At 49.7% G+C, this 26,188-nt stretch carries 33 protein-coding genes and 1 tRNA gene; 17 read left to right on the top strand and 17 right to left on the bottom strand.

Annotated elements, in window-relative coordinates; genetic code table 11:
- Positions 1-154: 154 nt before the first annotated feature.
- The 15 genes from ACQ4M4_RS18130 to ACQ4M4_RS18060 form a co-directional block, all read right to left on the bottom strand.
- Positions 155-637: a hypothetical protein gene (locus ACQ4M4_RS18130; RefSeq protein WP_430685856.1), complete on the bottom strand. Its 483-nt coding sequence runs from the start codon at positions 635-637 to the stop codon at positions 155-157.
- 359 nt (positions 638-996) lie between these two features.
- A complete protein-coding gene (locus ACQ4M4_RS18125; protein WP_430685855.1) occupies positions 997-1,389 on the bottom strand; it encodes a hypothetical protein in 393 nt (130 codons plus the stop codon).
- Entirely contained in the window at positions 1,390-2,181 is a 792-nt protein-coding gene (locus tag ACQ4M4_RS18120) for a hypothetical protein (RefSeq protein WP_430685854.1), read from the bottom strand.
- Complete coding sequence (locus ACQ4M4_RS18115) at positions 2,168-2,437, bottom strand: hypothetical protein (RefSeq protein WP_430685853.1); 270 nt, start codon at positions 2,435-2,437, stop codon at positions 2,168-2,170. Before ACQ4M4_RS18115 ends, ACQ4M4_RS18120 begins: the two co-directional genes overlap by 14 nt.
- Positions 2,437-2,814: a hypothetical protein gene (locus ACQ4M4_RS18110; RefSeq protein ID WP_430685852.1), complete on the bottom strand. Its 378-nt coding sequence runs from the start codon at positions 2,812-2,814 to the stop codon at positions 2,437-2,439. The genes ACQ4M4_RS18115 and ACQ4M4_RS18110 overlap by 1 nt, the downstream gene beginning before the upstream one ends.
- Positions 2,815-2,867: 53 nt before the next feature.
- Complete coding sequence (locus ACQ4M4_RS18105) at positions 2,868-3,101, bottom strand: hypothetical protein (RefSeq protein WP_430685851.1); 234 nt, start codon at positions 3,099-3,101, stop codon at positions 2,868-2,870.
- A gap of 145 nt (positions 3,102-3,246) precedes the next feature.
- Positions 3,247-3,456 carry a helix-turn-helix domain-containing protein gene (locus ACQ4M4_RS18100; RefSeq protein WP_430685850.1) on the bottom strand — a complete coding sequence of 70 codons (210 nt, stop codon included), beginning with the start codon at positions 3,454-3,456 and terminating at the stop codon, positions 3,247-3,249.
- A complete protein-coding gene (locus ACQ4M4_RS18095; protein ID WP_430685849.1) occupies positions 3,446-5,389 on the bottom strand; it encodes a hypothetical protein in 1,944 nt (647 codons plus the stop codon). The genes ACQ4M4_RS18100 and ACQ4M4_RS18095 overlap by 11 nt, the downstream gene beginning before the upstream one ends.
- Positions 5,390-5,395: 6 nt before the next feature.
- Positions 5,396-5,704, bottom strand: coding sequence for a hypothetical protein (locus ACQ4M4_RS18090; RefSeq protein WP_430685848.1), 309 nt, complete (start codon positions 5,702-5,704; stop codon positions 5,396-5,398).
- A 321-nt stretch (positions 5,705-6,025) separates the two neighbouring features.
- A complete protein-coding gene (locus ACQ4M4_RS18085; RefSeq protein WP_430685847.1) occupies positions 6,026-6,343 on the bottom strand; it encodes a hypothetical protein in 318 nt (105 codons plus the stop codon).
- 404 nt (positions 6,344-6,747) lie between these two features.
- Positions 6,748-7,080 carry a hypothetical protein gene (locus ACQ4M4_RS18080; RefSeq protein ID WP_430685846.1) on the bottom strand — a complete coding sequence of 111 codons (333 nt, stop codon included), beginning with the start codon at positions 7,078-7,080 and terminating at the stop codon, positions 6,748-6,750.
- Positions 7,064-7,420, bottom strand: coding sequence for a hypothetical protein (locus ACQ4M4_RS18075; protein WP_430685845.1), 357 nt, complete (start codon positions 7,418-7,420; stop codon positions 7,064-7,066). Before ACQ4M4_RS18075 ends, ACQ4M4_RS18080 begins: the two co-directional genes overlap by 17 nt.
- Positions 7,407-7,643: a hypothetical protein gene (locus tag ACQ4M4_RS18070; RefSeq protein WP_430685844.1), complete on the bottom strand. Its 237-nt coding sequence runs from the start codon at positions 7,641-7,643 to the stop codon at positions 7,407-7,409. The genes ACQ4M4_RS18075 and ACQ4M4_RS18070 overlap by 14 nt, the downstream gene beginning before the upstream one ends.
- Entirely contained in the window at positions 7,643-8,047 is a 405-nt protein-coding gene (locus ACQ4M4_RS18065) for a hypothetical protein (RefSeq protein WP_430685843.1), read from the bottom strand. The genes ACQ4M4_RS18070 and ACQ4M4_RS18065 overlap by 1 nt, the downstream gene beginning before the upstream one ends.
- Positions 8,048-8,130: 83 nt before the next feature.
- Positions 8,131-8,400 carry a helix-turn-helix domain-containing protein gene (locus ACQ4M4_RS18060; RefSeq protein WP_430685842.1) on the bottom strand — a complete coding sequence of 90 codons (270 nt, stop codon included), beginning with the start codon at positions 8,398-8,400 and terminating at the stop codon, positions 8,131-8,133.
- Positions 8,401-8,736: 336 nt separating this feature from the next.
- Between ACQ4M4_RS18060 and ACQ4M4_RS18055 the strand changes: the two genes are divergently transcribed.
- The 6 genes from ACQ4M4_RS18055 (at position 8,737) to ACQ4M4_RS18030 (ending at position 13,489) form a co-directional block, all read left to right on the top strand.
- Complete coding sequence (locus ACQ4M4_RS18055; protein ID WP_430685841.1) at positions 8,737-9,135, top strand: hypothetical protein; 399 nt, start codon at positions 8,737-8,739, stop codon at positions 9,133-9,135.
- A 72-nt stretch (positions 9,136-9,207) separates the two neighbouring features.
- On the top strand, positions 9,208-9,390 hold the full coding sequence (locus tag ACQ4M4_RS18050) for a hypothetical protein (RefSeq protein ID WP_430685840.1): 183 nt from the start codon (positions 9,208-9,210) through the stop codon (positions 9,388-9,390).
- 47 nt (positions 9,391-9,437) lie between these two features.
- Entirely contained in the window at positions 9,438-11,813 is a 2,376-nt protein-coding gene (locus ACQ4M4_RS18045) for an AAA family ATPase (protein WP_430685839.1), read from the top strand.
- A 41-nt stretch (positions 11,814-11,854) separates the two neighbouring features.
- Positions 11,855-12,721 (top strand): site-specific integrase, encoded by an 867-nt coding sequence (locus ACQ4M4_RS18040; RefSeq protein ID WP_430685838.1) that lies wholly within the window; start codon positions 11,855-11,857, stop codon positions 12,719-12,721.
- A 2-nt stretch (positions 12,722-12,723) separates the two neighbouring features.
- Positions 12,724-12,954, top strand: a complete 231-nt coding sequence (locus ACQ4M4_RS18035; RefSeq protein WP_430685837.1) for a hypothetical protein — start codon at positions 12,724-12,726, stop codon at positions 12,952-12,954.
- A 169-nt stretch (positions 12,955-13,123) separates the two neighbouring features.
- A complete protein-coding gene (locus ACQ4M4_RS18030) occupies positions 13,124-13,489 on the top strand; it encodes a helix-turn-helix domain-containing protein (RefSeq protein ID WP_430685836.1) in 366 nt (121 codons plus the stop codon).
- A gap of 55 nt (positions 13,490-13,544) precedes the next feature.
- On the opposite strand, the gene ACQ4M4_RS18025 is transcribed toward ACQ4M4_RS18030, so the two are convergent.
- Positions 13,545-13,617: transfer RNA gene (locus ACQ4M4_RS18025), tRNA-Phe, on the bottom strand.
- A gap of 260 nt (positions 13,618-13,877) precedes the next feature.
- Here ACQ4M4_RS18025 and tatC point away from each other — a divergent pair.
- Positions 13,878-14,663, top strand: a complete 786-nt coding sequence (gene tatC / locus ACQ4M4_RS18020; RefSeq protein WP_430685835.1) for a twin-arginine translocase subunit TatC — start codon at positions 13,878-13,880, stop codon at positions 14,661-14,663.
- 36 nt (positions 14,664-14,699) lie between these two features.
- On the opposite strand, the gene ACQ4M4_RS18015 is transcribed toward tatC, so the two are convergent.
- Positions 14,700-15,011 carry a DUF3067 family protein gene (locus ACQ4M4_RS18015; protein WP_430685834.1) on the bottom strand — a complete coding sequence of 104 codons (312 nt, stop codon included), beginning with the start codon at positions 15,009-15,011 and terminating at the stop codon, positions 14,700-14,702.
- A gap of 202 nt (positions 15,012-15,213) precedes the next feature.
- Between ACQ4M4_RS18015 and petC the strand changes: the two genes are divergently transcribed.
- The 10 genes from petC to ACQ4M4_RS17965 all read left to right on the top strand — a co-directional run bounded on the left by petC (position 15,214) and on the right by ACQ4M4_RS17965 (position 26,037).
- Positions 15,214-15,756, top strand: a complete 543-nt coding sequence (gene petC, locus ACQ4M4_RS18010; protein ID WP_430685833.1) for a cytochrome b6-f complex iron-sulfur subunit — start codon at positions 15,214-15,216, stop codon at positions 15,754-15,756.
- 118 nt (positions 15,757-15,874) lie between these two features.
- Entirely contained in the window at positions 15,875-16,864 is a 990-nt protein-coding gene (gene petA, locus ACQ4M4_RS18005) for a cytochrome f (RefSeq protein WP_430685832.1), read from the top strand.
- 404 nt (positions 16,865-17,268) lie between these two features.
- On the top strand, positions 17,269-17,616 hold the full coding sequence (locus tag ACQ4M4_RS18000) for a DUF1830 domain-containing protein (RefSeq protein ID WP_430685831.1): 348 nt from the start codon (positions 17,269-17,271) through the stop codon (positions 17,614-17,616).
- Positions 17,617-18,063: 447 nt separating this feature from the next.
- Positions 18,064-18,882: a YdcF family protein gene (locus tag ACQ4M4_RS17995; protein WP_430685830.1), complete on the top strand. Its 819-nt coding sequence runs from the start codon at positions 18,064-18,066 to the stop codon at positions 18,880-18,882.
- A gap of 217 nt (positions 18,883-19,099) precedes the next feature.
- A complete protein-coding gene (locus tag ACQ4M4_RS17990; RefSeq protein ID WP_430685829.1) occupies positions 19,100-19,690 on the top strand; it encodes a chromophore lyase CpcT/CpeT in 591 nt (196 codons plus the stop codon).
- A gap of 481 nt (positions 19,691-20,171) precedes the next feature.
- A complete protein-coding gene (locus ACQ4M4_RS17985; protein WP_430685828.1) occupies positions 20,172-20,918 on the top strand; it encodes a DUF561 domain-containing protein in 747 nt (248 codons plus the stop codon).
- A 660-nt stretch (positions 20,919-21,578) separates the two neighbouring features.
- Complete coding sequence (locus tag ACQ4M4_RS17980; RefSeq protein ID WP_430685827.1) at positions 21,579-22,043, top strand: tRNA (cytidine(34)-2'-O)-methyltransferase; 465 nt, start codon at positions 21,579-21,581, stop codon at positions 22,041-22,043.
- A 26-nt stretch (positions 22,044-22,069) separates the two neighbouring features.
- Positions 22,070-22,276 carry a hypothetical protein gene (locus ACQ4M4_RS17975; protein WP_430685826.1) on the top strand — a complete coding sequence of 69 codons (207 nt, stop codon included), beginning with the start codon at positions 22,070-22,072 and terminating at the stop codon, positions 22,274-22,276.
- Between the two features lie 797 nt (positions 22,277-23,073).
- Positions 23,074-25,296: a peptidoglycan DD-metalloendopeptidase family protein gene (locus ACQ4M4_RS17970; protein ID WP_430685825.1), complete on the top strand. Its 2,223-nt coding sequence runs from the start codon at positions 23,074-23,076 to the stop codon at positions 25,294-25,296.
- Positions 25,297-25,566: 270 nt separating this feature from the next.
- Complete coding sequence (locus ACQ4M4_RS17965) at positions 25,567-26,037, top strand: acyl-CoA thioesterase (protein ID WP_430685824.1); 471 nt, start codon at positions 25,567-25,569, stop codon at positions 26,035-26,037.
- The last annotated feature ends 151 nt before the right edge of the window (positions 26,038-26,188 follow it).

Here is a 26,188-nt window from a genome sequence, read left to right as displayed (position 1 = left end):
GTGAGGACTATAGAAATCTTTGTTCCGAGTCCATGCTGCTTGACCTGTACATCTGGCTTTTAGAAGAGCGATCGCCTCAGAAAACAGATCATGGGGCAAATATGGCATGAGTGCAAACAGCAAAGCCAGATTCAGGCCGCCTTCCCAAGGTTTGTCATCCCCCTTCCCAAGGTTTGTCATCCCAATGTTGAACCATGATTAATGCTTTCGAAAGAAGCCCTTGTGGCAAGTGTGTGGCGAGTTCAATCACCACTTCTCCTTGCCTGAGATCATCCACTTTTGGTATAGGCGTGAGAATTTGGTCAAGGAGTGATTCGGGGCCGCAGGCTGCAAATGCTTTTAGCAACTCAAGGTGCGCTGAGGCATTGTGTGAGGAAATATAAAATTCAACAATTTCGAAACAGGTGGCTTCTGGCAAACGAGGAAGCAGAGGTGCGATCGCTTCTGTTTGTAATTGCTCATCGGGTAGTGCGTGGGCGATCGCCAGTTCTTCAAAAATCAGGTTTTCTGGCAATCGGCCCAGCAAGCTTCTCATCACGTGAACCCTAACCTCGTAGGAAAATTGATGAGTCGGTTGAACAAAATCTGGAAGTCGCCCTACTGGAGCGTGGGAGGCGATCGTTTCTACAAACTCCATCTATAATTTTGCATGCAGGTTGAGTGTTCTACGCCACATGCCAGGAATTGAGGCAAAACCCTTCTGAAAATCCTCTTCAGACCAAGAGGGGATCTCCTTGATCTTCTGCTTAAACATTTCTTGCGTGATCAAGATAAGGGTTGCCTTGCATCGCTCAATGCCATCACACATCTTATCTGCGATATTACATAATGTAGTATGGCCGACTCGAGAATTGTATTACGCTGTGTTTCGTGCGGATACCAAAAACCCCGAACCAGATAAATGGCTCGGGGTTTTCAGATTATTCAGGTTTAATGCCAGGAACCGGACTTGAACCGGTGACACGAGGATTTTCAGAATTCCTGGGTGATAGTGATTTAATTCCCTGGTTTTCCGGAGCTTCTTACATCGAACGGGGTGGTTTTGCTAAGGAACTGCTCAACCGCACCCAGGCGAGTCCAAATGTTGAGTTCTTCCGCCTTAGTTCGAGACTGCACATGGTCGATGCGCTCTTGCAGTCCGTTATAGGTCAGCAACACCCATTCTTTATGGTGCTCTTGTTCTCGCTTCAAATCTTTCAATGGCTGCAACACCCATTCTTTATGGTGGTCTTGTTCTTTTTTCAACTCTTTCAGTTGATAGCTCAGCTCACGATCTCGAGTATCTAACGAGCTTTTCAAGTTGTGCAGCGAAATAAAAGCCCGAGCAAATGCACCCAAAATTGCAAGCAGCGTGGCAACCAAGCCAACAAACTCATAGGTAACAAGCATTTAGGAAACCTTGAAAGTATACATACGCCATGTGCAGCTAAGAGCAACGCTGGCAGATTGGAACGTTAGCAACTCTAGATAATCACCAGCGTTGCAAACTAGCGAAGTTTGAGCGTAGAGATAGCGCGATGCTGACGCAGCAATTTCAATATTTGGGTTGATGATTGAACCGTTGCGCCTTATCCAGCCAGCGCGGTTGCCCACTGTATTGGCTACGTAGTTTATTTGCAGTCCTACCAGATATAAACCCGATGCTCCAAGCACGATTCGGCTGGGGTTCTGTGCATCCCCTGTAATGCCGCCGTAGCCTTGCACTCCATTGGTTGCAGCTAAAACCGTATTAGTATTTGGCTGTACTGTCTCGTTTGTGTTTGAAACGAGTTGAGCACTTGGGCGATCGCCCTCTGGTAATGCCTCAACACTCACATTAAAGGTGTTGTTTGTTGTGCCTTCTGATGTGGGCGGTTCTTCATCCCAATAGCTGATCTCTATTTCCTGTAGACCGTTTAGATAGTCCGTTGGTGTGCGGCGTATGGCGATCTGACGCTCAGGAAAAGGGTAGGCCGGAATCAACTCTATCAAGTCATATTCCGGCTTACAGTAGATGCGCTGAAAGTCGTAAAGGTAGGGTTCTGAACCCGTTGCAGTGTATTGAGCCAAGAGCAACCGCCCAGCGGCATCAAAACCGATTTTAGGCTTGTAGTCGAGCCGGAAAAGTCGAGCGGTTGTGGGTGGTGTTAAGCTCCATTGCTCGTTAAACAAGGGGATGGAACCTAAGCTAATCCAACTCATACTCATCACCATCTACAACGAGGGAACAAGGCAGATAGAGCGGGGTCGGGTTTAGCGATCGCTCCATCTCCTCATTCTGCATGAGCTTTTCGTCATACTCACCGCCCAATAGGTATTCCTCCAACTCATCATCGCTGACTGGCTCAGCCACAAGCGAGCCAGAGCGCACAACAAAGTTGTGCTCACACAATGGGTCGGGTGGAGTAATTGCCAAGGTTTCATAGAAACCAGCATCACCGGGCAGGAAGATAGACATTAGCTGCCCATGCTCGCTTGATCGACTTTGAAGTCATACCCGCTAGTCTTGGCGGTTGCATCGTTGAGTGAGCCGTTTAGCACTCGCCCGATTTTATCGGGGTCACAGTAGCGGATACATGAACGGCGGCGATCGTTGCCAGTGCCACCACCAAAATTCACTTCAATCCCACTAAGGCGAACGCGAGGCGGTTTGGGGAAGTTGGCCCCAAACAGAATGCCGCGAGCGCTGTTGTTATCGCTGATTTTGTTCACTCCAAGCTCATCAGCGATATTGTCATAGGCTTTATCAGGTGCGAGAAATCCAAATTTAGATTCCCCAATATCGCCCACTGCGCCGCCGATACGGACGTAGTGTTTGGCACGTTCTCCGGCCATGGTGTTTCCTCCAAAGGGTTAAGGGTTTACAGGGTTAAGCACTCTGGAGGTAGTTAGGCGTAGGGAGCTGCGACGATTTCGAGCTTCCCACTAGTCCCAACTGCTACAGCGATAGGAATTGCAGCCGTAATGGTTGCCACGTTGGTATCTGTGTTCACAACGAACTGAATCCGGTTTTGGGCAGGGGATAGAAGCTGTTCGGCATCTTGCAGCATTTGAGCGAGTTGCAGCAGTCCACCTTCAACGGAATCAGCAGTGATATCGGTTCCAGGGGTTAAAGCAGCCATGGGAAAAACCTCAAGTAGTGTTTGTGTAAAGGCTGCTTACAAGCTTGGCCTACTTTTTGGTGATGGGCGAAAAGTTCCCGGTTTGGCCTATAACCCAACAAGATCGGCAACAAAAACGGGTTTCAGTGAATTTTCGGAGAGAGTTTTACCAGTAGAGCGGTTCTCGATAGAGGCTTTCTGGATCAACGTACCAATGGCCAGCGCACTTGTAAGCCACTAGTTTTTTGCTGGCAATCCAGTTCCTTACTGTCGTTTCAGAGATGTGCTGCTGTTTTGCATACTGCGCAAGCGGTATGCAGTTTTCTAGGTTGCGTTTCTCTCTCCTGGCGATGCGGAAATAAAGCTTAGGACTCATCTTCAAACTTGAATGTGTAGTCGGGTTTTTGGTTGAGCTGTCCACTTGCATAAAACGATGCAAAGACCGCTTTAACCGTTGCTTGCTTGAGCTGAGAGCCTTTGCGCTCACCGTAATCAACCAATGGTGGTTCAAAGCGTCGAGCCGGGTCTATCAACTCGCCAATGGCCTCATGCATCCGCTCGGCCTCAGCTCGATCGCGGCAATTTAGAATCACCTTGGAGTTATCCCTTAAGGTTTCCCGGAAATAGTAGGAACCCTTTTGCCATCGGCCTAGATTGGGCCTGTAGTTAGGGTTTTGGATTCCATAGCGGTAGTGAGGGATGGTGAAGCTCCATTTGGATGAACCCAGCTTGCCATCATCGCTAATCTCTCGAATGGTGATGACGAGCTGTGGACGATCGGCGCCAACACGACCCGCCCACCATTCGGGGAATGCAGCCCCATTACCGCTCTCGCAGATTTCTTTGTGCTGGCTATCTGCGGCATCTTGCAGCCCTGCAAATGCCTTATCTATCAGCTCGATACGTTTGCCTTTGAACTTAAACTTTGAGTCGGCTTTGTCTTCGATCGCGCCCGATATCGCGCCGGAGATGGCGTCGGTCACACCATCGAGCGGGTTTGAGCCTTCCTCTTGCTCGGCTGGCTGTTCCTCTTCTTTTTCGCATGGCTCTGGGGTGAGGTCGATTGAAACTTCTGCAAATAGAGCGTTATGAACCTTTCGCAATAGTTCTAGGAGTTCTTTACAGCAATCGTCTGTGTCTTCGGTTGTGTCGCAGCATTGGTTAGTGGTTTTGCTGGCTGCGCTCGTAGCGGTGAGACTTGCAGGGATGGGATAAGGATAAGCCGAGCTGCGGTTTGAGGGTTGTATGCCTTGGTTTGGCCTGTAAGCTGTGTTGCTGTTTGGGCGAATGCGTGGGCGAGTAGATGGAAGCGGCTGCCCTGGTGTGGATGGTGCAAGCGATGGCGGGGCGATAACGGGTGAGATTTGCGGCGCAAACGATGGAGCTGGTGTGGATGGTGCAAGCGGTGACGGGGCGATAACGGGCGCAGCGCGTAGCGGTGAGTAGGGCTGTGGGTTCAGCGATGGCGATGGCGATGTAGATGGCGCGTAGACAGGCTGATCTGATTCAGCAAAGTTTTTGAATAGCTGAAAGCTGGTGTTTTGCGGGGTCAAGTTTGGGATGACGTTGTTTCCTGTCAGCCTAATGTCTTGCACCTCGCCCAATGCGCTAGTCCTAGCAGTTGCCCAAACGTGATACCCGTCACTTTGGGGAACGATGCGATAGTTAGAGACTGGGCCATAGAGTTGATAGTCAAGGCTCACGCCTTCTGAGAAGTAGGAAGGATCGAAAAACTTGAGAGTGTAGTTGCCACCGGGAACACCGCCAGTCTGATGAAGGATGACGGGCGGAGAGGGTAAGCCAGCGGTGCCACCGCTCGGCTTTGGCTTTGGTGGCTGTGGCCCTCCGACCGGGTTTGCGATCGGGTTTGGGGTAAGGTCTCGATTGGCGCCGGATAGTGGGCGCGTCGCTGGCATTGGACGCGCCGAAGGCTTAGGCGGTGGCTTTGGGTCAACCTTGGGTAAAGGCGTTGTGGGCTGGGCCTTTGGGGTTTGCCTGCGGAACGGCGTTACGTTGTCCGATTTTACAAGCTGCAACGGTCGGGACGGCTGAACGACTTGCAGGTTTGGCTGTCCAGTGCGAGGGGTAAGCGGGGTCGGCTGGCGAGGCCCAGTGCTTACCCTAGGCGCTGACGCTGGTGTTGCAGCCCTGGTAGAACTTGGGCGCGTTGCAGTAGCGCCGCGAGGTCGCGAGCCGCCTATGGGTGATGACCGCCCACCGCCACGGCCACCGCCCACAGCACCCGTAAACGGCATCACGTCAACAGGAGATGGCGTTGCGAAGTCGTATAGCTCTACTGAAACGGGCATAGGGTTTTAACTCCGGTAAGCAGAGGGTAGAGCGGTCGTAGATAGCTCTTGGGCATATGTCCAGATTTTGCCGGGGCCACGCCGCCAGTCTCCGCTGCCCATGGGGATAGAGATGCGCCCTTCAAAGCGCCATCCAATGTTTGGGCCACGGTAGATTTGCAGCGGTAGAGCTTGGGCTACAAAATCGGTCGTTCCCGCTTCCGGTTCATAGGTGAGGGTTCCATTAAGGTCGTTTTCAATGCTTAAAGCCCAAACGCATAACTTTTCAAAAGTGTTGATTGTTGCCGGAACGTCGCCAGTAGAAAAAGCTGTCATGGTATTGGCACCAAATTGAGATGAATCAATCTTAAGATTTCCTCGAAATAATTGGGAAATATCTATTTAGAGTTGGTGCGAATGGTGTTCATATTTTTAGTTGTGCTGCTCATACTTCTTTACTTAGTCTATAAATCCAATAAAAAAGACTACCCGAAACCAGTTTCGAGTAGTTCTAAAGTTGCTGTTTTAGGCAGGCCGTCGCGAGGAAAACTATTGCGCAAGCTGGCAGCAAAGGCGAGGCGAGAATACCCCGGACAGTCGGAAGCTTGGTACTGGAAAAAAGCGGAGAGAGACTTAAAAAGGCATAGAGGATAAAACTTAATATCTATCTCTTTCTAGGTCGAATAGTGCTTTTTCTGCACACCATTGATAAGTCTCGCGTGGGTTCCTTTTCTGCACACCTTTTATGAGACGGTAGGCTGCGCTGTGGTCTCCGTTGAGTAGTTGGATGAGCTGGTAATGTTCTGCTGAAATGCTGGCCCTACGTGGTTTCTTTTTAGGTTTTGTTTCTGAATAGAATCTTTTTTTAATTTCACCTCGATACAGGTGTGGACGCTTTTGTTTATCAATTTCTTGAGCTAGCAAAAATACTAAAACGATGCCAACGACAAAGAAGACAGAGAGCGCAATCAGCATGGGTAGACTAGGGCTAGAAGAGTTTTAGCCCGGAAATACCGGGCTTTTCTAATATTTCCCATACAGGCCCTGTGGGGAACATGCGGACATTTGTTGGAAATTTCCAACACATGTCCGGCACAATCAGACCCAATGGGGCACAACTGGGGACGAATGGGGCACAACTGGGGACAGACAGTATTAATGGACACGTCACCATGCCATTCACACGTAAGGTAACGAAAGATGTTAGAGCCGAGATGAAGCGACTTGCAGCAGAGGGAAAAACTCGGTTTGAAATCGCTAAGTTGCTAAAGGTTTCTATCAGTACGGTTCGAACTTACATTGGCACAGATAACCCAAGAGAGCACTAAAAAACCCAGGCTTGTGACCTGGGGTGGTGTCGGATTTAGGAGCGTTGAAACTTAGGCGGCTACCAGTTCGCGCCCTTTTTTAAGGGCATACACGAACTCAACGGCATCCCCAAAGTGATGACTGAGTTCCATATGTTCGTCAACCAAGAAATCTTCGGGGAGCTGGTAGCTTTCGTAGTTGTGCTGTGCGTAGTGACAAAGTAGGAAGATTTCAACATTGAAGTTGGTATCTCGATAGCAGAGCTTTCGGTCTAGTCCCAATTTTTCGGCCATCTCGACAGCAGCTAGAAAATCGCCTGGGCTGTCGAATTTGGAAAGGTTGACCGCTAACCAAACCTCACCTTTTTGGGGTGGGATAGAGGGCATCTTAATTGAGTGGGTCATGGTAGGGGATTCCTATTTCTTCAGATCTGAACCGACAACGAAACAAATAATCACCATACTTTGTCGGGCGTTTGGTGATTTGTTGCATACTAATGTACTCCGTTAGCTGGGTGTTGTCTCCAACTTGACGACATTTGCTTTGGGCATCTTCTGGGGTGGCTGCCCACACCTCATAATCCCATTCATAGGTTTCGGCTTCGGGGTCTTGCAGCATGGGGCTAATGGGAACACCAGCGCTTTGAGGCTGTGGCGCATGGCCCAGGTTTGGCAACACTACGACGACACCCACAGCCAACAAAATGAGCAACACCGGGAAAGATTTGCGCTCAGAGTTCTGCATTTTTGTCACCCTCCAGAGCTGTGATCAATGCATCTGCATGCTTAACGGCCATCTCAGCAGTTATTTCAGTTAGGCTGCGGCCATGGGCGAGTAAACCAGTCATCGCCATGGCTGCAAAAAGCTCACGCACGGTTAGCCCTGGGACTGATCGAGAGCCAGTGATGCGATCGTCTAGAAAAGTGAGGTCGGTTAAGGGAAAGGCTGATTCTTCTGAACGTTCCATCACCATGCCCCCGTTTCAAAATCGATCGCCACAAATGCACCATCTTGAACCGTAATTAGCGCTGCCTCATCGGGTGCCCAGGCGAAGGGCATGCGAACAATGGGGGCGGTAGGTGTGTATCCCCAGGTGAGGGGAATGGGCTGGTTAAAGTTGCCTTCACCATCCAGGCCACCGCCAGCAGCTAACAATTGCTCCAATTCCGCTCGGCTTATCGGTACGTGATTCTCAATGTCCGAAGTTACGTACGGCTCGGCACCACCACCACCGATCGCCGCTGGTAGAGCTGCTGCCAGGTCGGGCAACGGTGCCGATCGGGGAAAAGCCGAGCGATTCATGGCATCTTCTACCGCTGTAGATATGCCAGCAACAGCGCCTAGTAGAATAAGCGCGCCAAACATATTCATAATGAAAAAGACCTCCGTTTTGAGTAGTGGGGGTTAGTTGCAGGGCTTCGGTCGCCAAACTTGCAGCCCTGCAACTTAAATATTTATTTTTCTTGATCATCGGAACTTGCCCTGGGCTTTTGCTCAGGGCTTTTTATTGGCCCAAAGTAGCTAGGCAATTCATGAACATTGCAATCCAACAACGTACACAAGGCTTGCACCTGTTCGATTGTTAGGCGCGGTTCACGCGTTCCAGCCATCCAGTAGTAAACAGCTCGGTCAGAAACACCAAGCGCGTCGGCTACTTCTTCGGGAGTTACTTTTTTCACCTGCAATAGGCTCATGAACAACGACTGGTTACGTTTCTTGATCATCTTATACTGAACCCTTGTTCATGAACAGGCGTTCAGTTACTATTCGTTATGAACACCCGTTCAGCTACGGTTGCACCGTGATGGGATTGGGCTCTTCTCACGGTGCATACCTCATGATCTGACTTCACTTGGCACATTGCATAGGCAATCTGTTAAGTCACGATGCCCTGACTCAGCCTTTCTCTCTAAAGGAGGTGAATTCCGGTGATTTGAAAACTTTGGTGATGTTCTGGTTTGCTCCATTTACCACAACAGAGCCACATCCACACAGCAAAACGGGGAACCCCTCACCAAAGGGATTCCCCGCCACAAGTAATTCACTCAATCTTATCAGTCATGAAAATCACGAAAGTCTATTACTCTCGGCTTGCCAACCTTGGCAACTACAGCAACGAACGCATCTCTATGCGAGCCGACCTGGATGAAGGCGATTCGCCAGAGGAGGTGATTGAGCATCTTCGTGGGCGGGTTGTGCCTCTCTGTGGGGAAAACGCCCAGGAACTAGACACCAAGCGCTATAGGCTTCAGGACATGGTTTCTGAACTTAAAAGAAAGCTTGAGGATTATCAACAGAAATGGGATCAGGCCGCTGAGTTTTTGCGCGCGCAGGGCATCAAGCCAGATGCACCCAACTTTCCCCAGTTCACTAACCTATTGCCCTCTGCCACCGAAGACTCAAGGGTAATAGATGGCGAGATAGACGAAGAGGACTACGAAGACGAAGACGAGTATTAAACCGCTAGCAAAACGGGGAACCCCTCACCCAAGGAATTCCCCGCCCAAGACTATTCATAAAACACTTGAACTATGCAAAGTCTATCAACAGATATTGATCCGAGGCAAATTATCTCAGCCGTACTCTGGCCACCCAACCCCAAAAAACTCGGCATAGAGCCAACCGTCGTCATTGAGTACGCCGATCGCTCTCAAGAAGTGCTCAGGGGCAAACAGGCAACTGATTTTTGGGAAAGGTCACGACCAACAAGCTAACGAACAAAACGGGGGCGAGATCTAACCAATCTCGCCCCCGTTGTTTTTTGCAAACCTACTTAGACCTACACATGGATACGTTCGATATCAGGAAACACGTTGAATTCAACCAGCAGCGTAAAGCCCAGTGCCCCCACTGTGACCCCGAAGGCAGACGCAGAAAGAGTCTATCAGTTCTAGAGAATGGTGCTTACAAGTGCTTTCGCGGCTGCACTCCACAACAAATTCGCGATGCCCTGGGCGACACCAGCCGTCGCACATTGCCAGCTCCAACAGCAGAGGCCAGGGCGGAGCTGGCAGCTCCGGTTGCCAACGTGCTCGTCAGTCCACAAAAGGTGAAGGCTGCAACCGAAAAACTGTTGACCCAAAGCACCCACGCTCTACGGTGGCTCACCGATCGCGGCATTAGTGCAGCCATGATTGAGCATTATCGGCTTGGCGTTGTGAGAGCCCGTGTGGGTGACACCACCAAAGCCAGCAAGTACACTCATCTCCATGCAATTGCGATTAGCATCCCCAACGTTGACGGCACTGCTTTTTACCAGAAAAAACGCATTGCTCCATGGATGCCCGACGGCGATCGCCCGGATGGGTATCAGGCATGGTCACAGTACGGCATTCCAGCCACCGTCTACACCACCCACAAACCCGACACACCAACCCAAACATGGCTATGTGAAGGCGAATGGGATGCCATTATGTTGGGTTGGGCTGTACGTAATTCTGAGCTGAAAAATGACATACAGGTGAGCTGCTTTACCTGTGGAGCTGGCAACATTCCCCCATCGGAGCAGTTGGAACAACTGCGGGGTGAAGTGGTTGTCTTCTATGACCTGGATGAACCGGGGCGGAAGGGTGCAACCAAAGTGCAAGCCGAATTGAAAAAACGGTGCAAGGTGGCCACCGTTCCCAGCAACGACCAGGCCGCGAATGGGTGGGATGTGTCGAACGCGATCGCGGCTGGCCTGTTCCCACAGTTCACCACTGCCGCAGCTGCGGCAGAGACCTGGGCAGAGCGCAAAAGTGATAATCCGTTGCGATCGCGCTTGGTAAGCAACGATGACATGCTGGCCAAAGCACCGGACTATACAGATTGGCTGGTAGACGACATTTTGACCGCTGACGAGCTGTTTCTATTGGCAGCCAGCCCACGGGCGGGTAAATCGCTATTAGCCCTCACGCTGGCCAAGGCCGTGGCCAGTGGTGGAAGGTTCCTGGGTAGGCCAGCCAGCCAGGGCGCAGTCATCTACATTCGCTGCGAAGACAGCGACACCAAAACCAAAGAACGCGAGATGAAACAGGGCTGGGAACAGGGGATGCCCGTCTATTGGCTCGATAAATTCAAGCTCACAGAGCTGGAGTATTTGGAGGAACTGGTAGAGGAGTTGGGCGCGCGGCTCGTCGTATTCGACACGTTGAGCCGCATTCGCGATAGCTCCATCAGCGAGTCATCAGCCGAAATGAGCCAACTGCTAGAGCCATTGCAAGAAATGTGCAAGCGGCAACGATGCACCGGGCTACTCGTTCACCACACGGGCAAAGTGCAAATCAACACCATCGGTGATGTGGATGTGTTCGACACCATCAGAGGCTCTAGCGCGATTCGCGCAACATGCCGAGGCACGTTGGTTTTGGCCGCAGATGAGCGCAACTATCGCCTATGTGTTGAAAACGGTTGGGGCAAGCTCGATTTGCAAGTTTTGTTGGATGCAAACACGCTTGAATGGCGTTTGCTCGGTAATTGGCTTGGCCCTGATGTTGATTTGAGCCAAAAAGATCGCGTGTTGAATTACCTAAACCAAGTCGGTAGTGCTCAGTTGAATCAGATTGCAGAGGCGACAAATTTGCCGAAACGCTCACTATATGAGGTTTTGAAGCGTTTACAGTGCGATGACCTTGTTGAAAAGCGAGGCGATAGGCAAGCCGCTGTTTACGTGAGAAAGTCAATTCAACAGATTCAACAGTTGAATTCCGTGTTGAATTGCTCAAATCCAGACACCGACAGCGATAGAGGGCCAATTCAACAAAATAATTTTTCCCCGTCTTCTTCTGAAAAAGTGATCATTTCGCCAAAAGGTGATCAAAAAAATGATCACCTTTTACCCCCCACACCTGGGGATTTGTTGAATAAATCGCTAGAACCCAGTGATACCAATGGTTTTCCAATTCAACAGCAATTCAACAGCAATTCAACAAGCAATTCAACACCACCGCTAAGCAATTCAACACCACCGTTTGCAGTCGGTGAAAAGGTGACTCCAAAGGCAGGGCGATTCTCTGGTAAACCCTGCTTTGTTGAATCGGTGGAGTTGGATGGCGAGGAACCCGGATGGGAGGAAACCAGTTGGGTTGTCACAATACGCGCTGAATCGTGGGTGCTCAGCCGTCCTTACCCACCAGAGGATTTGCAGCGTGTTGAGTAGTGGCTAGGCATTCAAGAGCTATTACTCCCAAAAAGTTGTTGATGCTGTGGACCTCATACAGCGAGTTTCGACGCGGTCAAATTTCACCAAGCACTTACAAACGGGACTATTTGAAGATGCAGCGTCGTCTGCAAAAACTCAGCATTCAAGCTCCCTACCTTGAGACCGCTATCGAGATTCGTGATTGGTTCATCCAACACTATGCCGCCGAAACTGCAAGGCGGTCCCTCATGCAAATTAACGCTTGCTGTAACTGGGCCTATGAGAGTGACATGATTCAAACCAATGTTTTCAAAGGGGTGCATCGCCACATTCGCAAAGCTCGCCAAAGTGAGAAAGCGTGGGCAGCGTTCACGGTTGAGGAGCGCGATCGCATCATCCAGGCGTTTGATGTTGAATGCCCCTTCTATGCCCCATGGGTGAAGTTTCTCTTCTGGACAGGTTGCAGACCGGAGGAAGCTGCGGCCCTGCGATGGGAACACGTTGCTAACGATTGCACGGAGCTGCTGATCATTGAGGCTGAGCCCGTCGATACGCGGGAAGTACAGGGAACTAAGAACGGCAGAACAACGCGCTTCCCTTGCAACGCTCGGTTGCAACGGTTGCTCAGGGAGGTAAGGCCAGCGAATTACAACCGGGGCGATCGGGTGTTTACTGGGGTGAAGGGTGGCCCATTTGATTACCACAACTTTCAAACCCGGTTTTGGCGTCCGTTGATTAAGCGCCTGGTGAGCGATGGGAAGGTGGCCTTTTACCTGAGCCAATATCACACGCGCCACACATGGATCACGCTGGCATTGGAGCATCTAGCGGTTGCTGATGTGAGCTACTTGGCAAGGGTGTCTACTAATGTGCTGTATGCCCACTATGCAGGGCGATCGAGACGGATTGTTGTACCGGAGTTCTAACGATGAGCAGTAAAGGTTTAAGTGAATTTAGATCCGTGATTTGGCTCGTCGAGCTTCATTTAAACAATCCCATCATTGATTGGGTGGCGATTGAAAGGTTGCTTAATGACGCGCTTGCTATTACGGAGACGGGAATACACCCCGATAGAGATGTCGATGAAATTCCTGGTTACTGGCCGATGATTGCGGATGTCCTTAACGAAGCTTTCGCAGAAATTGAAGGCTTGGACTGATTCTGGACTAAACCCCCAACTGTCACACTAAAAAACGCTGATCTTTTTGCCATTTTTTAGAACAAATTTAACGGCAAAATCAGTGTTTTAGGGTTGATTAGTTGCTCATACAAAGCAGCTATATCCTTTACTAAACACACAAACACGTATGCCCAACCTAGGGGGGCTCTTGAGAAAGGATGAAGGTTTTGTAAGTCGTCTCAAACTTTTGATCGCTCAATTTGGTAGTGCACGTGCGTTCGCTCGTGAATGCAGCGTGTCAGAGAGTGCAATCCGAAAATGGAAAGACGGAATCTCCGAGCCAACCCGAGACAAGCTGATAGCAATGGCAGATGCTGCCGGGGTATCTGTAGAGTGGCTGGCAACAGGCCAGAGCCATCGGGAAGGCAATTCCATTCAGCAAAAGCCAACAGAAAAATTGCTGTATCAGCTCAATCAGTTATTGGAGATTCCTAATCCCACTCTTGAACAAACTGAGATGATTCATCATCTTAGCAAAGCCCTTCGCGCTCTTCGCTCTGCTGACATTGATTGATTGAGAAATTAGGCACCCTGAATATTCTCCATAGAGAACGTGTGCCCTAAAACGATGCCAGGAACCGGACTTGAACCGGTGACACGAGGATTTTCAGTCCTCTGCTCTACCAACTGAGCTATCCCGGCGTAGAAACTTGCGCTCGCTGCTGCAAATTTCGCGCTTTATTAAGCTAACAGAATGAGCCAGAAATTTGCAAGCCCTTCGGCGCATTTTTTTGGAACGAACTTAAATTGTGGGGCAGGAGCGCTTTTGGCAGAACTTGGCGATCGCAATAGCCGATAGCCTATAAACACAGTAGTCTAGTATTGATAACGGCTTGCGAAAGGGGCATTTGCACACCGCAGTTGGCCGTTGTCCATGTTCCTCTATCTGCTAATCAGCGAGTATGACCGCTCCTACTGATTTCGAGCCTGCAGTTCAAAACACTGGGCTACCCGATCCAGCATCAGCCATTGCGGACGACGACTTGGTTGACGATGTAGAGATGTCGCTCTTCGACCATTTAGAAGAGCTGCGGACGCGTATCTTTTATGCGCTGATTGCAGTTGTGGGTGGTGTCATCCTCTGTTTTGCCTTCGTGAACAAAATTGTGGCTCTTCTAGAGGTGCCAGCGCAGGGGGTTAAGTTTTTGCAGCTTTCCCCAGGAGAATATTTTTTCGTATCGCTCAAGGTTGCTGGTTACAGTGGGCTGCTGGTGGCGAGCCCTTTTGTGCTTTATCAAATTATTCAGTTTGTGCTGCCAGGGTTAACTCGCAAAGAACGGCGGTTGTTGGGGCCAATTGTCTTTGGGTCTAGCATTCTGTTTGTTGGGGGCTTGGTGTTTGCTTACATTGCTTTGATTCCGGCTGCACTCAACTTTTTTATTAGCTATGGGGCAGATGTCGTTGAGCAACTGTGGTCGATCGATAAATATTTTGAGTTTGTACTGCTGCTACTTTTCAGCACGGGGCTAGCGTTTCAGATCCCCGTGATTCAGGTCTTGCTGGGCTTGCTAAGAATCGTTGATTCAAAGCAGATGGCGAAGGGTTGGCGCTATGTGGTTTTGGGTGGCGCTGTGTTGGGCGCTGTGCTCACGCCATCGACCGATCCGGTAACCCAGAGCTTGCTAGCTGGGGCCGTGCTGACTCTGTATTTTGGTGGAATTGGCCTAACGAAGATGATCGGCCGCTAAAAAACGAACCCCATGCCGAGTTTGGCCGGAGGGTGATTATTCCAAAATCCATTCAGATGCGCGATCGCCCAAGTCAATGGGGATGCTAACGGCTTTCCCCAATCGAGGCTTATCGGCTGTTGTGTCGATGTAATGCTGCACTTGCTCAGAGCCACCCAGCGCAGTCAAATATGTCGCGATTTCGTCCAAATGCTGTATATACTCTGCTTCGCTCATGGGGAAAGAGGCTTGTTCCAGGTACTTCCACATGACTTGGAAGAAAATTTTGCCTTGCACCTTGCGGAGCTGTACGTCAAATGAGTAGCCCCACTTACCAAGAATGAGTTGATGTAGGTCTTCCCCGGTCATGTGTAGGCTCCCAATCTTTACGGTTCTTTACGAAAGCAGATTAGTTTCAGTTTCGGAATCTTGAGCAGTGTAATATTGCTTATAGAAAAACTGTAAACGATCACCGCTAGGGACTGGCGATGCCTCATTCGAGGTGGTCTCATTCGAGAAGTCGCTGCGGTCTTTATACAGAACCTAAGTTCACAGCCTGAATCGGTAAATCATGACTCAAGTTTCTGGAAACCCTGACGTGCCTGATTTGGGGCGTCGCCAGTTTATGAACGCCCTGCTGCTGGGTGCCGCTTCGGGCACTGTGCTGGGCGCACTGTACCCCATTGTGAAGTACTTCATTCCACCCTCGAGTGGTGGAGCTGGCGGTGGTGTTACCGCCAAAGACGCTCTTGGCAATGATATTGTTCTGTCAAATTTCTTGTCAGAGCATAATGTGGGCGATCGCACCTTGGCACAAGGTCTCAAGGGCGACCCAACCTATATCGTGGTTGAAAGCTCTGATGCGATCGCTAGCTATGGTATTAATGCTGTCTGTACCCATCTGGGTTGCGTTGTGCCGTGGAATGCAAGCGAAAACAAATTCATTTGTCCCTGTCATGGTTCTCAATACGACAGCACGGGCAAGGTGGTGCGTGGGCCTGCGCCTCTCTCGTTGGCTCTAGTACACACAGGCGTCTCCGACGATGGCAAGATTGCGCTAACTCCGTGGACTGAAACTGACTTCCGGACGGGCGATGAGCCCTGGTGGGCATAGTGGTGGTTGCCACTTGCCACCTACATGCCAAACCCGTTTTGGGTCGGTAATGGTCAAATTTTGCTCATCTCATCAACATTCTTTGTTGTTATCATCCTCGGTTGAGAACACGCATCCCATGAAATTCAAGCTTTTAACAACGCTGCTGCCTCGCAGCATTCAGGTGTTCCTGAAGGGAACGCTGATTACTTTGGTGGCGATCGCCAGCTTCTTTGCGGCTGACTTTGCTTTGCCTCAGTCGGCGGCCGCTTATCCGTTTTGGGCACAGCAGAACTACGAAACGCCTCGGGAGCCAACCGGACGCATCGTTTGCGCCAACTGCCACCTTGCAGCCAAGCCTGTCGAAATTGAAGTTCCCCAGGCTGTTCTGCCCGACACCGTGTTCAAGGCCGTTGTCAAAATCCCCTACGACACCAACGTTCAGCAAGTTGTTGCAACGGGTGAACGGGGACCTTTGAACGTTGGTGCAGTTCTGATGCTGCCCGAAGGATTCAAAATTGCTCCTGAAGACCGCATTCCCGAAGATCTGAAGGAAGAAGTTGGTCCTTCTTACCTCTTCCAGACCTATGCCGAGGATAAGGAAAACGTGATCTTGGTCGGTCCCCTGCCGGGTGATCAGTATCAAGAAATCATCTTCCCTGTACTCTCTCCAGATCCCAGCACGAACAAAGCCGTTAACTTTGGTAAGTATCAATTGCACTTGGGTGGAAACCGGGGTCGTGGCCAAGTTTATCCAACGGGTGAGAAGAGCAACAATGCCATGTACAACGCATCGGTTGCTGGCACCATTACCAATATCTCTAAGTCTGGCGATGGTAGCTATGAAGTGACCATTCAACCGGCGGATGGTGGTTCGGTTGTCGACAAAATTCCAGCTGGGCCAGCGCTAATTGTCTCCGAAGGTGAGGATGTTGCTGCTGGTGCTGCTTTGACTGAGAACCCCAACGTGGGCGGCTTTGGTCAAAAGGATGCTGAGATTGTGCTGCAAAGCCCCAATCGCGTGAAGGGCTTGATTGCCTTTATCGCATCGGTCATGCTGACTCAAGTCCTGTTGGTATTGAAGAAGAAGCAGGTCGAGCGTGTTCAAGCCGCAGAAATGACCTTCTAGGGTTGGTATTGTTAAATTCCATCGAAAGTCAGCAAGGGACAATGTCCCTTGCTTTTTTATGCGGGAATAACCAATTTGCCAGCGAGTCAGAGCGATCGCGCGTCAGGTTTGCCGTTGTAAGGGGCCTCTTGGTGAATCGCGTATTTGCAAAGCGTTGCCATGTCTTGTCTGAATCTGGTACTTTGTGACGATGGAGTCGATGGGCTCTCATGTGATGAGCTCTGCAGAGCTTGCCCTCTCAAGATGGTAGGGAAAAATCAAATCCTCAAATAATCCTGAACAGGCTTCATCCGCAGGTGTTGTGATCTGAGTCGCCTGTGGTTGTAGTCGAGTTTACAGCGATGGGGATCGGACAATGATAGCGTGTGATTGTCCTTATTTATTCCATAAGGCTCCTCACGGTTATGGCTCAAATCATTGATCCGCTTCCTTCCAACAGTGGCGATCGCATCCTGTGCTGCTATGTAAATGCAACTAGTAAGATGCAGGTTGCGCGCATTACTAATATTCCGAACTGGTATTTCGAGCGAGTCGTGTTTCCAGGACAGCGATTAATGTTTGAGGCTTTGCCTCAGGCAATGCTGGAAATCCACTGTGGTGTGATGGCCAGCGCTATTCTTTCCGATACCATTCCCTGCGCTCAAATTCGAATTGAGGCAGAGTTGGACGCAACGTACCAGGCTTTGGAGGATGGCTTGTCTGCCAATGAACCGTTTCGAGAGTCGTTAGCGGCTATCACCGTCGCAGAATAGGTTCTCTCTGATTTAATTCATGTTTCAAAATACGATTTCTTCGATTTTTACAAGGCTTTTCCATAGACACCTTAACAACGAGTCCTCCAATTGTGGCTTCACTGATGTGGAGCCTTTTTTGTTGAAGAGTCGGAAACAGCTCAGATTTACATTCTTGAAAGCTAAATCTTGGCTAGCCCACGACCCCTCTTTCAAAACCATTTTCACAACCATCAGGATTCTGGACGGTGCATGAGCCCTATTGAAGGTAGAAGATCGCAAATTGGCCGAAGGAGAGCAGCCTGGGTATTTACCGTTGTGATGGCAGCCTCTCTGGCTAAAATTTACAAACTTCAGCTTAGGTGTGAAAATTTTCTTCATATAAAGTCCAGCGCTTCAGCGTTCTGAATGCTTCAGCTACATTGATGATGAACTTTACGACACTAGCTCGCACACTGCATTAATACCATGCTCGACTTTTTGCGCATGCTCATCGGACGCCGTTGGACGCGCTTTACGTGGGGGCTGTACGAGTGGTTTCTAGATCCACGTTTGGTGACGCTGGCTATCTTGGTGACCTTTGGAGTTTTGTTGTTGCTGAGTTCTCGGCGCTACCGCAAGCGTTTGCTAACGCTGCTGATGGTTGTGTTGGGCAGCTACTGGTTTATGCTGTCGCCGTTGTTTGCTACACCCGCAACGGCCGCTCTCGTTCGCTTTATACCCAAAGACTCGGGCACACCTGCTGATGCAGTTGTGGTATTGGCTCGTGGAGATGAAATTGAGGGCGATCGCTATCAGTCTGCTCTAGAGTTGGTAGAGCAAGGGCGGGCTCCTCGCATGTTTGTAACGGGATCTGGCAATTTGGTGTCAACGTTTTTGATGCTGCAAGAGCAGGCTGTCGATCCCACGCTCCTCAGTGGAACAGTGTGTGCTCGTACCACCAAAGATGAGGCTTATTCCACCGCCGCTATCTTGGGTTCGGAAGGGGCTAAGACAATTATTTTGATTACCGATCCACCTCACATGCTGCGATCAATGTTGACGTTTCAAGGAGTGGGCTTTCAGGTAATTCCCCATGTTGAGCCTGCTCCCCCAACGCTTACTACAGCGGAGCGATCGCTGTTGGCAGTGCGTGAGTACTTGGGCTTAGTAAGTTATGGCCTTTTAGGCCGATTTAGGGCACCAGAGAACCCAAACCAGCCAGAAATTCATGTGTTGTCTGATGAGAAAAGACGTAGCTGCCAAGTGACAGCCCAGCGAATTGAGCAATGGTTAGCCTCTAATTAGTTCCATTTCCAGGCTATCTACCTTAGCGTTTAGCTGAACTGAGCATGCGCCTATTTCTGTACTAGCGGTAGGGTCGTTGTCTCGTAAAATGAAGATAGGACTTACGCACTTCATCCGAAAAACTAGGGATTGAATGATGTTTGGGGCGCGAAGCGCCCCAAACATCATTCAACTGTGTAAGTCCTGGAAGAACAACGGTTGAGTTAGATGCGCCTGTATGACCCACGCTACAGATATTGCGACGCTGGCCCGCTGGATGGCTGCAGACTTTAGCAACCAAGAGCAGGCTTTTGCCAATCCGCCTTTGTTTGCCCACATTCGGGTGTGTATGCGGCCTTTGCCAAAAGGGGTGTTGTCGGGGGCGGGGTTTTTAGTTGAGCAGGCTTACGACTATTCCTTGAATGATCCATATCGGATTCGAGTCCTGAATTTGGTGACAGAGAGCGATCGCATTGTGATTGAAAATTACATCATTCACAACGAAACCGAATTTTATGGTGCCTCGCGTGAAGTGGAGCGTTTGACGAAGTTGACTCCCGATCGCCTGGAAAAACTGCCTGGTTGCAGCATGATCGTGGAGTGGACGGGTAAAAGCTTTAAAGGGTCTGTTGAACCTGGGAAGGGATGTATTGTTGAGCGAAAAGGTCAACGAACTTACCTTGACAGTGAATTTGAAATTGATGGTGAGGTTTTTACAAGCTTGGATCGGGGGCGTGACCCTGAAACGGATGAGCGAGTCTGGGGCGCGATCGCAGGGCCGTTTCATTTTGTCCGATGGACCAGTTTCGCCGACGAAGTTCAGATCTAAATGAAAAACGGTTGTGCTTCACCTGTGTGGATATTTGCGGTAAGAGGGTAGCTCCACCGCCTTTCTGCCATGAATATCCACATATCTAGAACATCACCATTCAATACTCAATAAATTTGAGACACAACGGTCACACCATTGCCACAGTAGCACTAGACTCAATTTCTACAATGAGAAGAGATTTACTAGTCTGACCTATGCCTGCTTTGCCACTGTTGACGCTACTGGTTTTTATATTCCTCAGCTTGGGAATGGCGACAGTTCGTTATCTTTTTCCTTTAAGCAAGCCTGAGGAATATAAATCTGAAGAATAACTCATAGGTCAAATGGATTTGTCGCATGACGGTGACGCACTCGACAACATGATCCCTACCTGCCTGAGAACTGGCTGTGTGCGCTGACATGGAATGGATTCTGACGCAATAAGCGGTAAGGAGTGTGGCAAAATGATCCGTACTGTTTGCCAAAGTTGAGGAACCCCATGACAATTCACCCCGAGCTTCAAAATGCTTTTGCACAAGGCACAGCATTAAAGATTATTAGCGGGTTGACCAATTTTCAGCGCGATCGCGTGGCTTCGATTGTAAAAGCGGCAGAATTGGGTGGAGCCACCTTTGTGGATATTGCGGCGAGCCCTGATCTGGTTACGTTGGCAAAGCAGGTGAGCCAGTGTCCCGTGTGTGTGTCTGCGGTAGAGCCCGAGCTGTTTGTGGATTGCGTTGCAGCGGGTGCAGACCTGCTAGAAATTGGTAATTTTGATGCATTCTACGCAGTGGGTCGTCGGTTTGAAGCTGAAGAAGTGCTGGTATTGACTCGTCGCACTCGTGAACTGCTTCCTCACACAACCCTATCAGTCACCGTGCCCCATATTCTGCCCCTTGATCAACAGGTGCGTTTAGCCGAGCAACTTGTACAGGCCGGAGCCGATCTGATTCAAACTGAAGGCGGGACCAGCAGCCAACCTTCCCATGCAGGAACCCTAGGCCTGATTGAAAAAGCTGCCCCAACCCTGGCAGCGGCGTATGAAATTTCGCACGCTGTAACGGTTCCTGTGCTGTGTGCTTCTGGAATTTCAAATGTTACTGCTCCGTTGGCGATCGCTGCGGGTGCTGCGGGCGTTGGGGTTGGTTCTGCGGTGAACCAGCTTAACAGCGAAATTGCAATGGTGGCTGCTGTGCGTGCTATTGCAGAGTCCTTGCAGAAGGCCGCCAAGGTTCGCGCCCACTAATCAACCCCTGATTGATCTACTCCCACTCACTTCGTTCTGTCGTTCTGTACCTTTCTAATGATTCTCTATTTATATAGAGAGTCTTAGAGAGGGGCTGATAGTAGCAGTTCCTTTCCAAGAACAACGCTTATTTTGCCGCCTTCAGCGGTTATCTAAGAAAAGCCTAGTACGGCCCAATTCGTGATTTGGTTTCCTCAAACTTAGGAAAATCTCGCGTGACGTTCCCAGAACATGCTCTATGGGGCCGTGGGGATTCAGGAACAACCATGTTGCTGCCCTGTTCAGATGTCTCCTGAAGATGAAGCAACACCGTGAGATGGCACATGGGAGTGAGCTTGGCTTGTGCCCATGTGCCTTTTAATCTCTAAATTGGCTGTAGTTGGAAGTCAATGGTTTGTTAGCGGTTCGTTCCGGCAAACCAGATAAACCTTCTTGTTGGAGTTCATCTGCAATTTTTATGCGAAGCCTGCTTCAGCTGAACTTTATACTAGCTTCAGACAAAATTCATATTGGTTTGAGTTTTTTCTATAAGCAGCACTTTTTTGTTGAAATATAAAGAAAAACTATCATTTGTGATGAGGCGGTTCGATCAAACCACCGCTGAAGACGCTGAATCTTTATAAATTTGCTCTAGTTTTTTTGTAGAAATCAGTCTTCCCTATGCCTAAGGTTGTGCTCGTCAATCCGCAAATTCCGCCGAATACTGGGAATATTGCCCGAACTTGTGCGGCTACCTGCACAGAACTTCACTTGGTTGGCCCTTTAGGCTTCGAGATTAGCGATCGCTATCTCAAGCGTGCGGGGTTAGATTATTGGTGCTACGTCGATTTGAAATACCATCCAACGATGGAAGACTTTTGCCAATTTCACCAGCAATATGGGGGAAGATGGCTAGGCTTTAGCGCTTCAGGCGTTCATAACTATATTCAGTTTCAGTACGAATCGGATGACTGGCTTTTGTTTGGATGTGAAACAGCCGGTCTACCAGCATCCGTGCTGCACGCCTGTCAGGCAACGCTACAAATCCCCATGGCTCAGCCTGGAGTAAGAAGCCTCAATCTTTCCGTGAGTGTGGCGATCGGCCTATTCGAAGCACGCCGACAACTTGGGCTACTTAGCAACTGAATGGCAGAGGTTCTAGTTCCAAGCCTTTGCCGATCTTGATCACAGGCCGCCCTGCCAAAGTCATGCGGGTATGCCAGCACCAGTTGGGCACCCTACAAACTTTGCTGGATGCAAGGGGACGGAGTGAATCCTGTCGGTCAACGTGCGATCGCTCAGAAACGCGCCTGCAAGGAATATGCCAGTCCTGGGAATTGCAAATGGAGGCGGTGTTTGACAATTCTTTGACAATTTAGTGTTGAACCAAGCCGCCCTCTCCAAGTCAGCAAAAGTAAGCGAAACGGAACATCACTCATTGTTGATGAACGAGCCAAAGACTCTCAAAAGCAGACGTGAGGGCGTTTGAATGCACAGGGCTATTCAGTAGTCTGTACTACGAAACTGACTGCCAGACTATAAGAAATCCATATAGAAAACTGAGCATAAAGCCAGGACAAATGGGCAAGTTGAGAGAGTCCAATCAAACTGGAAAAAATATCAAGGTAGAAAAAGTTAAAACAGACACAGATTTTTTAGGATTCCTGAAAACAGCTGCGATTTGGAGTATTGATTATGCTCTAGTTGCAAACATTTAACTCTGAGATATTCAATACTGATGAATCCTTTTTGAAAAGCTGAAATCCTTTCAGGATAAAGATTTTGGTCTAATGGTTGAGTATCCCCGAACGCAAAGTGTATTGACACTTGATAGGGGTTGGGGATAAAGATTTAACCTAGCTCCTTACAACGAGCCAAACAAAAGCTAGTCGGAAACTGAAAGGTAAATTTTGCTCTTGATGTTTTCTTGGCAGTTGTTCAATCTCAGTTGTGATGTGCTATGTTTGCTAGTCGATTCGTCTTCGTTCAGCGGCCAAGTATTGATTTTCTAGAGGACTGATGTAAGCTTGTTTAAGTCAAATGAACAAGGTAATCTTACCTAGTCACCAAATAGCGGTTGCTGTTTCGGTTCCACTAACGTCAGTGGCTCTGTGACTTAGTTAGTCAAAGTCCTTAACTCAAGGATTTCAATACGCCGCTCACAAGGAGGTTTTCTTTGAGACGCGCATTTCCGCAGAAGGTCAAGTCTGTTATCTGTCATTCGTCGGCATTCGACGACGTATTGGAGGCAGAGCAGCAGAAGCAAGCTTCGTCAGATGTTAACCGTAAAGCTCGCACTTCTGCAGCCATGGTTGGTCTGGCCCTGTCGATGGGTGCCAGCAGTCTGCTTCTTCCACGTCAAGATGACACAGCGCTCGCATCCGAGCCAAGGGCAGTAGACCTAGAGATACTACCAAATGCTCAACCCTCTCCTGCTGAGGCTCAGGCTTTAAGATCCGGGGAGGTGGCTACACCCGTTGTTGAGTACGGTGATTGGCAGTCATCGCCTGTTCGAGGGTTTAACGAAGGTTTAGGCGTATCTGCTGTCGGGCAGCCGAGCTCTTTGGACGCTCCTGTGGCACCAAGTGCTGACACTGTTGCCGAATCAGCAAATGAACGAAGTGCTGCATTGCTCCGATTGCGCCAGCAGCGCGAAAGATTGAGAAATACTTTGGCGGAGTATGGTGGAGAGGAGTCGGTTCAGTCGACAGATGGAAAGGCAGTTGTTCAGCCTTCTCTCAGTGATAAGGCTTCCAATCTAAGCGATGGCCTTGAACTTGCCCCCGAGGTCGACCATGGGTTTGATGATTCTGAGTTGCAGCCCTACCGTGTGCAGCCGGGAGACACGCTGAGTTCTATTTCGCGCGCTCATAGCGTATCTCAGCGTACTTTGATTGCTATCAACCGTTTGGGAGATGCAAACCAACTTTGGGTGAATCAAACTCTGTTGGTTCCTTCGTCTCCTCAGAAGAAGCAATTGTCCTCTGTGCAGCAAGTTGAAGCTCAGCCTCAGTCTCAGTCCTCAGCTTCATTGTCTCTGGCTCATGTGCCATCTGTCGCTGAAAGCTCTGGTAGCTTTGCTCCTGCAGGTGTGCCTAACTATATCGAAAATCGCACAGTTGCTCCTGCTTCTACCTCTACCCATCGGGTGGTTTCTGGAGAAACGGTTGATCAACTTGCTCGCCGCTACAATGTGCCGAGATCATCACTCATTGCAGCAAACCGCTTAAGCAATCCCAATTTAATTCGCGTTGGCCAGGTTCTGAATATTCCAACGTTTGCAGAGTCATTTACTCCTGCCCAGCCTGCCGCTTTGGATGCTTCGCAAGCGAAACCTGAGTGGTTGGCGGCCAATAATTCTCCTGTATCTTTGGATGATGCCTCTGCTGAGCCCGCATCTCCTGAGTCTCTAGTCGTGAGCCTTGCCTCGCCTGTAGTTCCGTCGATTGCAGAGCCGGAGTCGGTTGGTGGCGATCGCGATATGGCCATGTCCGTTACTCCAGAGGCTTCCTCGGATACAGGAGCTTCGAACACGACTCTAGTCGGCAAGGTTGCATCCTCATCGGTGGAGATTGGTAGTTCTGCTTCCTATGCAAACCAGTTTGTTTCTGATCTTTCCACCTTGCAACCGTCTCGCCAGATTGAACGTGCGGAAATCGATTCGGGCTCTCAGCAGCCTGTTTTAGTGGCCGCTGCTTCTACAACGCAGTTTGCGTCCACAATTCCGGACTTTGCTCCCTCGGCGCCAGAATTTAATCCAAATTCTGAGTTCAGAGGAACTGAATCGTTGCGAGTCCCGCAAGTGAATCAAGTTGCTGCATCTCCTCAAACAGTTGACGAACCTGTTGCTGAGGTTGTACAACCCTCTGCTGATGCTGATTCTCAGGTCATCGCAGCAGCACCGATTGGTTCTGAGAACTATGAGCCTTTATTGGAGCCGTTAATCGGGCGCTTTGTTTCGCCTGAGTTGCCTCCTCTGCCGGGTGCCGATGCATTTTTACCGGAAGGCGCTCCTGTTTTCAACGGTTACGCATGGCCTGCTCGGGGTGTTTTGACTTCTGGCTATGGCTGGAGATGGGGCCGCATGCACCGGGGTATTGATATCGGCGCACCCACTGGAACGCCTATCTATGCAGCGGCAGCTGGTGTTGTTGAGTTCGCAGGTTGGAACTCTGGCGGCTATGGCTACATGGTTGATATTCGCCATCCCGACGGTAGCCGTACTCGTTATGCTCATAGCAGCCGTTTGTTTGTACGGGCTGGGCAAGAGGTTGCGCAGGGTGATCACATTGCTGCGGTTGGCAGTACTGGTTATAGCACTGGTCCTCACTTGCACTTCGAAATCCATCTACCGAGTCAGGGTACTGTCAATCCGATTTCGATGTTGCCAAGCCGATAAATGTCTGTTGGCTCTTAGGTAACTGAATGTCTACAAATATGGGGTAGGAGGTCTTAGCTTCTACCCTATTTTTGTGTTCGAATCATACCTTGTTGGCCGTTGTTTTCCGCTTCAACAAAAAGCTGTTAACGCCAGTTTCGGTTCAAGACTTTCTGGTGGTTGTTTAAAACTGGCGCTCGCTACGGCTCGGGAGACTTGAGTTTGAAGATCTCCCGCAAAGTGCCTCAGTCTTGGACAATAGAAAAACCTGTCTATTTTGATGTGGAACCTATGCCGTTTATCTTTCAACGGACGATTCGATTTAGCGACACTGATGCCGCAGGCGTCGTATATTTTGCCAATATATTGTCCATTTGCCACGAAGCTTATGAGGCTTCTTTGGCAGCGGCAGGAGTAAACGTTGGGCAGTTTTTTTGTTATCCCAAGATCGCTGTGCCAATTACTCATGCAACCGTGGACTTTTTGCGGCCTATGTTTTGTGGAGATGAAATCAAAATATATGTGACTCCGAAGGAGCTGAAAGACAGCGAATACGAAGTCGCCTATGAAGTATTCGGTTTAGAAATTGGCGGGCAAGACATTAAAGAGGTTCAGGAGTTTTGCACGGCGCGGGCGTTTACCAAGCATGTGTGTATTGATTCTGCTGCTCGCAGCCGAACGTTTATTCCCAATGAGGTGATGCGGTGGCTGCAGCAATGGGGCAACTCGGCTGCATCTAAGGATGAAGAGTTGCTGATGTAATCGCTGCTGGTTTCAGCCTTTATCTAGGGTTTGCTGAAAAAAGCAGCAAAGGTTTACAGTGCCTAGTTTTCAAGCGAGATCAAGTCTGCTAAAGTGCAAAGAAAAAGTGTAAAACCTCTCAAAAACCTTGCACGAGCTTGCCGATGTACCG

The sequence above is a fragment of the Leptolyngbya sp. AN02str genome (assembly GCF_050565595.1).
GTDB lineage: Bacteria > Cyanobacteriota > Cyanobacteriia > Elainellales > Elainellaceae > Kaiparowitsia.
Note: the sequence above shows the minus strand (reverse complement) of the source record. Positions and strands in the feature narration are given on the sequence as shown.

Excerpts from the sequence above, each read along its gene's own strand:
- ACQ4M4_RS18035 (WP_430685837.1), top strand. The coding sequence starts at position 12,724 with ATGAGCAGTAAAGGTTTAAGTGAATTTAGATCCGTGATTTGGCTCGTC.
- tatC (WP_430685835.1), top strand. The coding sequence starts at position 13,878 with ATGACCGCTCCTACTGATTTCGAGCCTGCAGTTCAAAACACTGGGCTA.
- ACQ4M4_RS18115 (WP_430685853.1), bottom strand. The coding sequence starts at position 2,437 with ATGTCTATCTTCCTGCCCGGTGATGCTGGTTTCTATGAAACCTTGGCA.
- ACQ4M4_RS18070 (WP_430685844.1), bottom strand. The coding sequence starts at position 7,643 with ATGGAACGTTCAGAAGAATCAGCCTTTCCCTTAACCGACCTCACTTTT.
- ACQ4M4_RS18090 (WP_430685848.1), bottom strand. The coding sequence starts at position 5,704 with ATGACAGCTTTTTCTACTGGCGACGTTCCGGCAACAATCAACACTTTT.
- ACQ4M4_RS17985 (WP_430685828.1), top strand. The coding sequence starts at position 20,172 with ATGACAATTCACCCCGAGCTTCAAAATGCTTTTGCACAAGGCACAGCA.
- ACQ4M4_RS18125 (WP_430685855.1), bottom strand. The coding sequence starts at position 1,389 with ATGCTTGTTACCTATGAGTTTGTTGGCTTGGTTGCCACGCTGCTTGCA.
- petA (WP_430685832.1), top strand. The coding sequence starts at position 15,875 with ATGAAATTCAAGCTTTTAACAACGCTGCTGCCTCGCAGCATTCAGGTG.
- ACQ4M4_RS18015 (WP_430685834.1), bottom strand. The coding sequence starts at position 15,011 with ATGACCGGGGAAGACCTACATCAACTCATTCTTGGTAAGTGGGGCTAC.
- ACQ4M4_RS18120 (WP_430685854.1), bottom strand. The coding sequence starts at position 2,181 with ATGAGTTGGATTAGCTTAGGTTCCATCCCCTTGTTTAACGAGCAATGG.
- ACQ4M4_RS18055 (WP_430685841.1), top strand. The coding sequence starts at position 8,737 with ATGAAAATCACGAAAGTCTATTACTCTCGGCTTGCCAACCTTGGCAAC.
- ACQ4M4_RS18080 (WP_430685846.1), bottom strand. The coding sequence starts at position 7,080 with ATGACCCACTCAATTAAGATGCCCTCTATCCCACCCCAAAAAGGTGAG.
- ACQ4M4_RS17980 (WP_430685827.1), top strand. The coding sequence starts at position 21,579 with ATGCCTAAGGTTGTGCTCGTCAATCCGCAAATTCCGCCGAATACTGGG.
- ACQ4M4_RS18075 (WP_430685845.1), bottom strand. The coding sequence starts at position 7,420 with ATGCAGAACTCTGAGCGCAAATCTTTCCCGGTGTTGCTCATTTTGTTG.
- petC (WP_430685833.1), top strand. The coding sequence starts at position 15,214 with ATGACTCAAGTTTCTGGAAACCCTGACGTGCCTGATTTGGGGCGTCGC.
- ACQ4M4_RS18095 (WP_430685849.1), bottom strand. The coding sequence starts at position 5,389 with ATGCCCGTTTCAGTAGAGCTATACGACTTCGCAACGCCATCTCCTGTT.
- ACQ4M4_RS18040 (WP_430685838.1), top strand. The coding sequence starts at position 11,855 with ATGCTGTGGACCTCATACAGCGAGTTTCGACGCGGTCAAATTTCACCA.
- ACQ4M4_RS18000 (WP_430685831.1), top strand. The coding sequence starts at position 17,269 with ATGGCTCAAATCATTGATCCGCTTCCTTCCAACAGTGGCGATCGCATC.
- ACQ4M4_RS18105 (WP_430685851.1), bottom strand. The coding sequence starts at position 3,101 with ATGGCTGCTTTAACCCCTGGAACCGATATCACTGCTGATTCCGTTGAA.
- ACQ4M4_RS18065 (WP_430685843.1), bottom strand. The coding sequence starts at position 8,047 with ATGAATATGTTTGGCGCGCTTATTCTACTAGGCGCTGTTGCTGGCATA.
- ACQ4M4_RS18100 (WP_430685850.1), bottom strand. The coding sequence starts at position 3,456 with ATGAGTCCTAAGCTTTATTTCCGCATCGCCAGGAGAGAGAAACGCAAC.
- ACQ4M4_RS17995 (WP_430685830.1), top strand. The coding sequence starts at position 18,064 with ATGCTCGACTTTTTGCGCATGCTCATCGGACGCCGTTGGACGCGCTTT.
- ACQ4M4_RS18110 (WP_430685852.1), bottom strand. The coding sequence starts at position 2,814 with ATGGCCGGAGAACGTGCCAAACACTACGTCCGTATCGGCGGCGCAGTG.
- ACQ4M4_RS17990 (WP_430685829.1), top strand. The coding sequence starts at position 19,100 with ATGACCCACGCTACAGATATTGCGACGCTGGCCCGCTGGATGGCTGCA.
- ACQ4M4_RS17965 (WP_430685824.1), top strand. The coding sequence starts at position 25,567 with ATGCCGTTTATCTTTCAACGGACGATTCGATTTAGCGACACTGATGCC.
- ACQ4M4_RS18085 (WP_430685847.1), bottom strand. The coding sequence starts at position 6,343 with ATGCTGATTGCGCTCTCTGTCTTCTTTGTCGTTGGCATCGTTTTAGTA.
- ACQ4M4_RS18050 (WP_430685840.1), top strand. The coding sequence starts at position 9,208 with ATGCAAAGTCTATCAACAGATATTGATCCGAGGCAAATTATCTCAGCC.
- ACQ4M4_RS18060 (WP_430685842.1), bottom strand. The coding sequence starts at position 8,400 with ATGATCAAGAAACGTAACCAGTCGTTGTTCATGAGCCTATTGCAGGTG.
- ACQ4M4_RS18130 (WP_430685856.1), bottom strand. The coding sequence starts at position 637 with ATGGAGTTTGTAGAAACGATCGCCTCCCACGCTCCAGTAGGGCGACTT.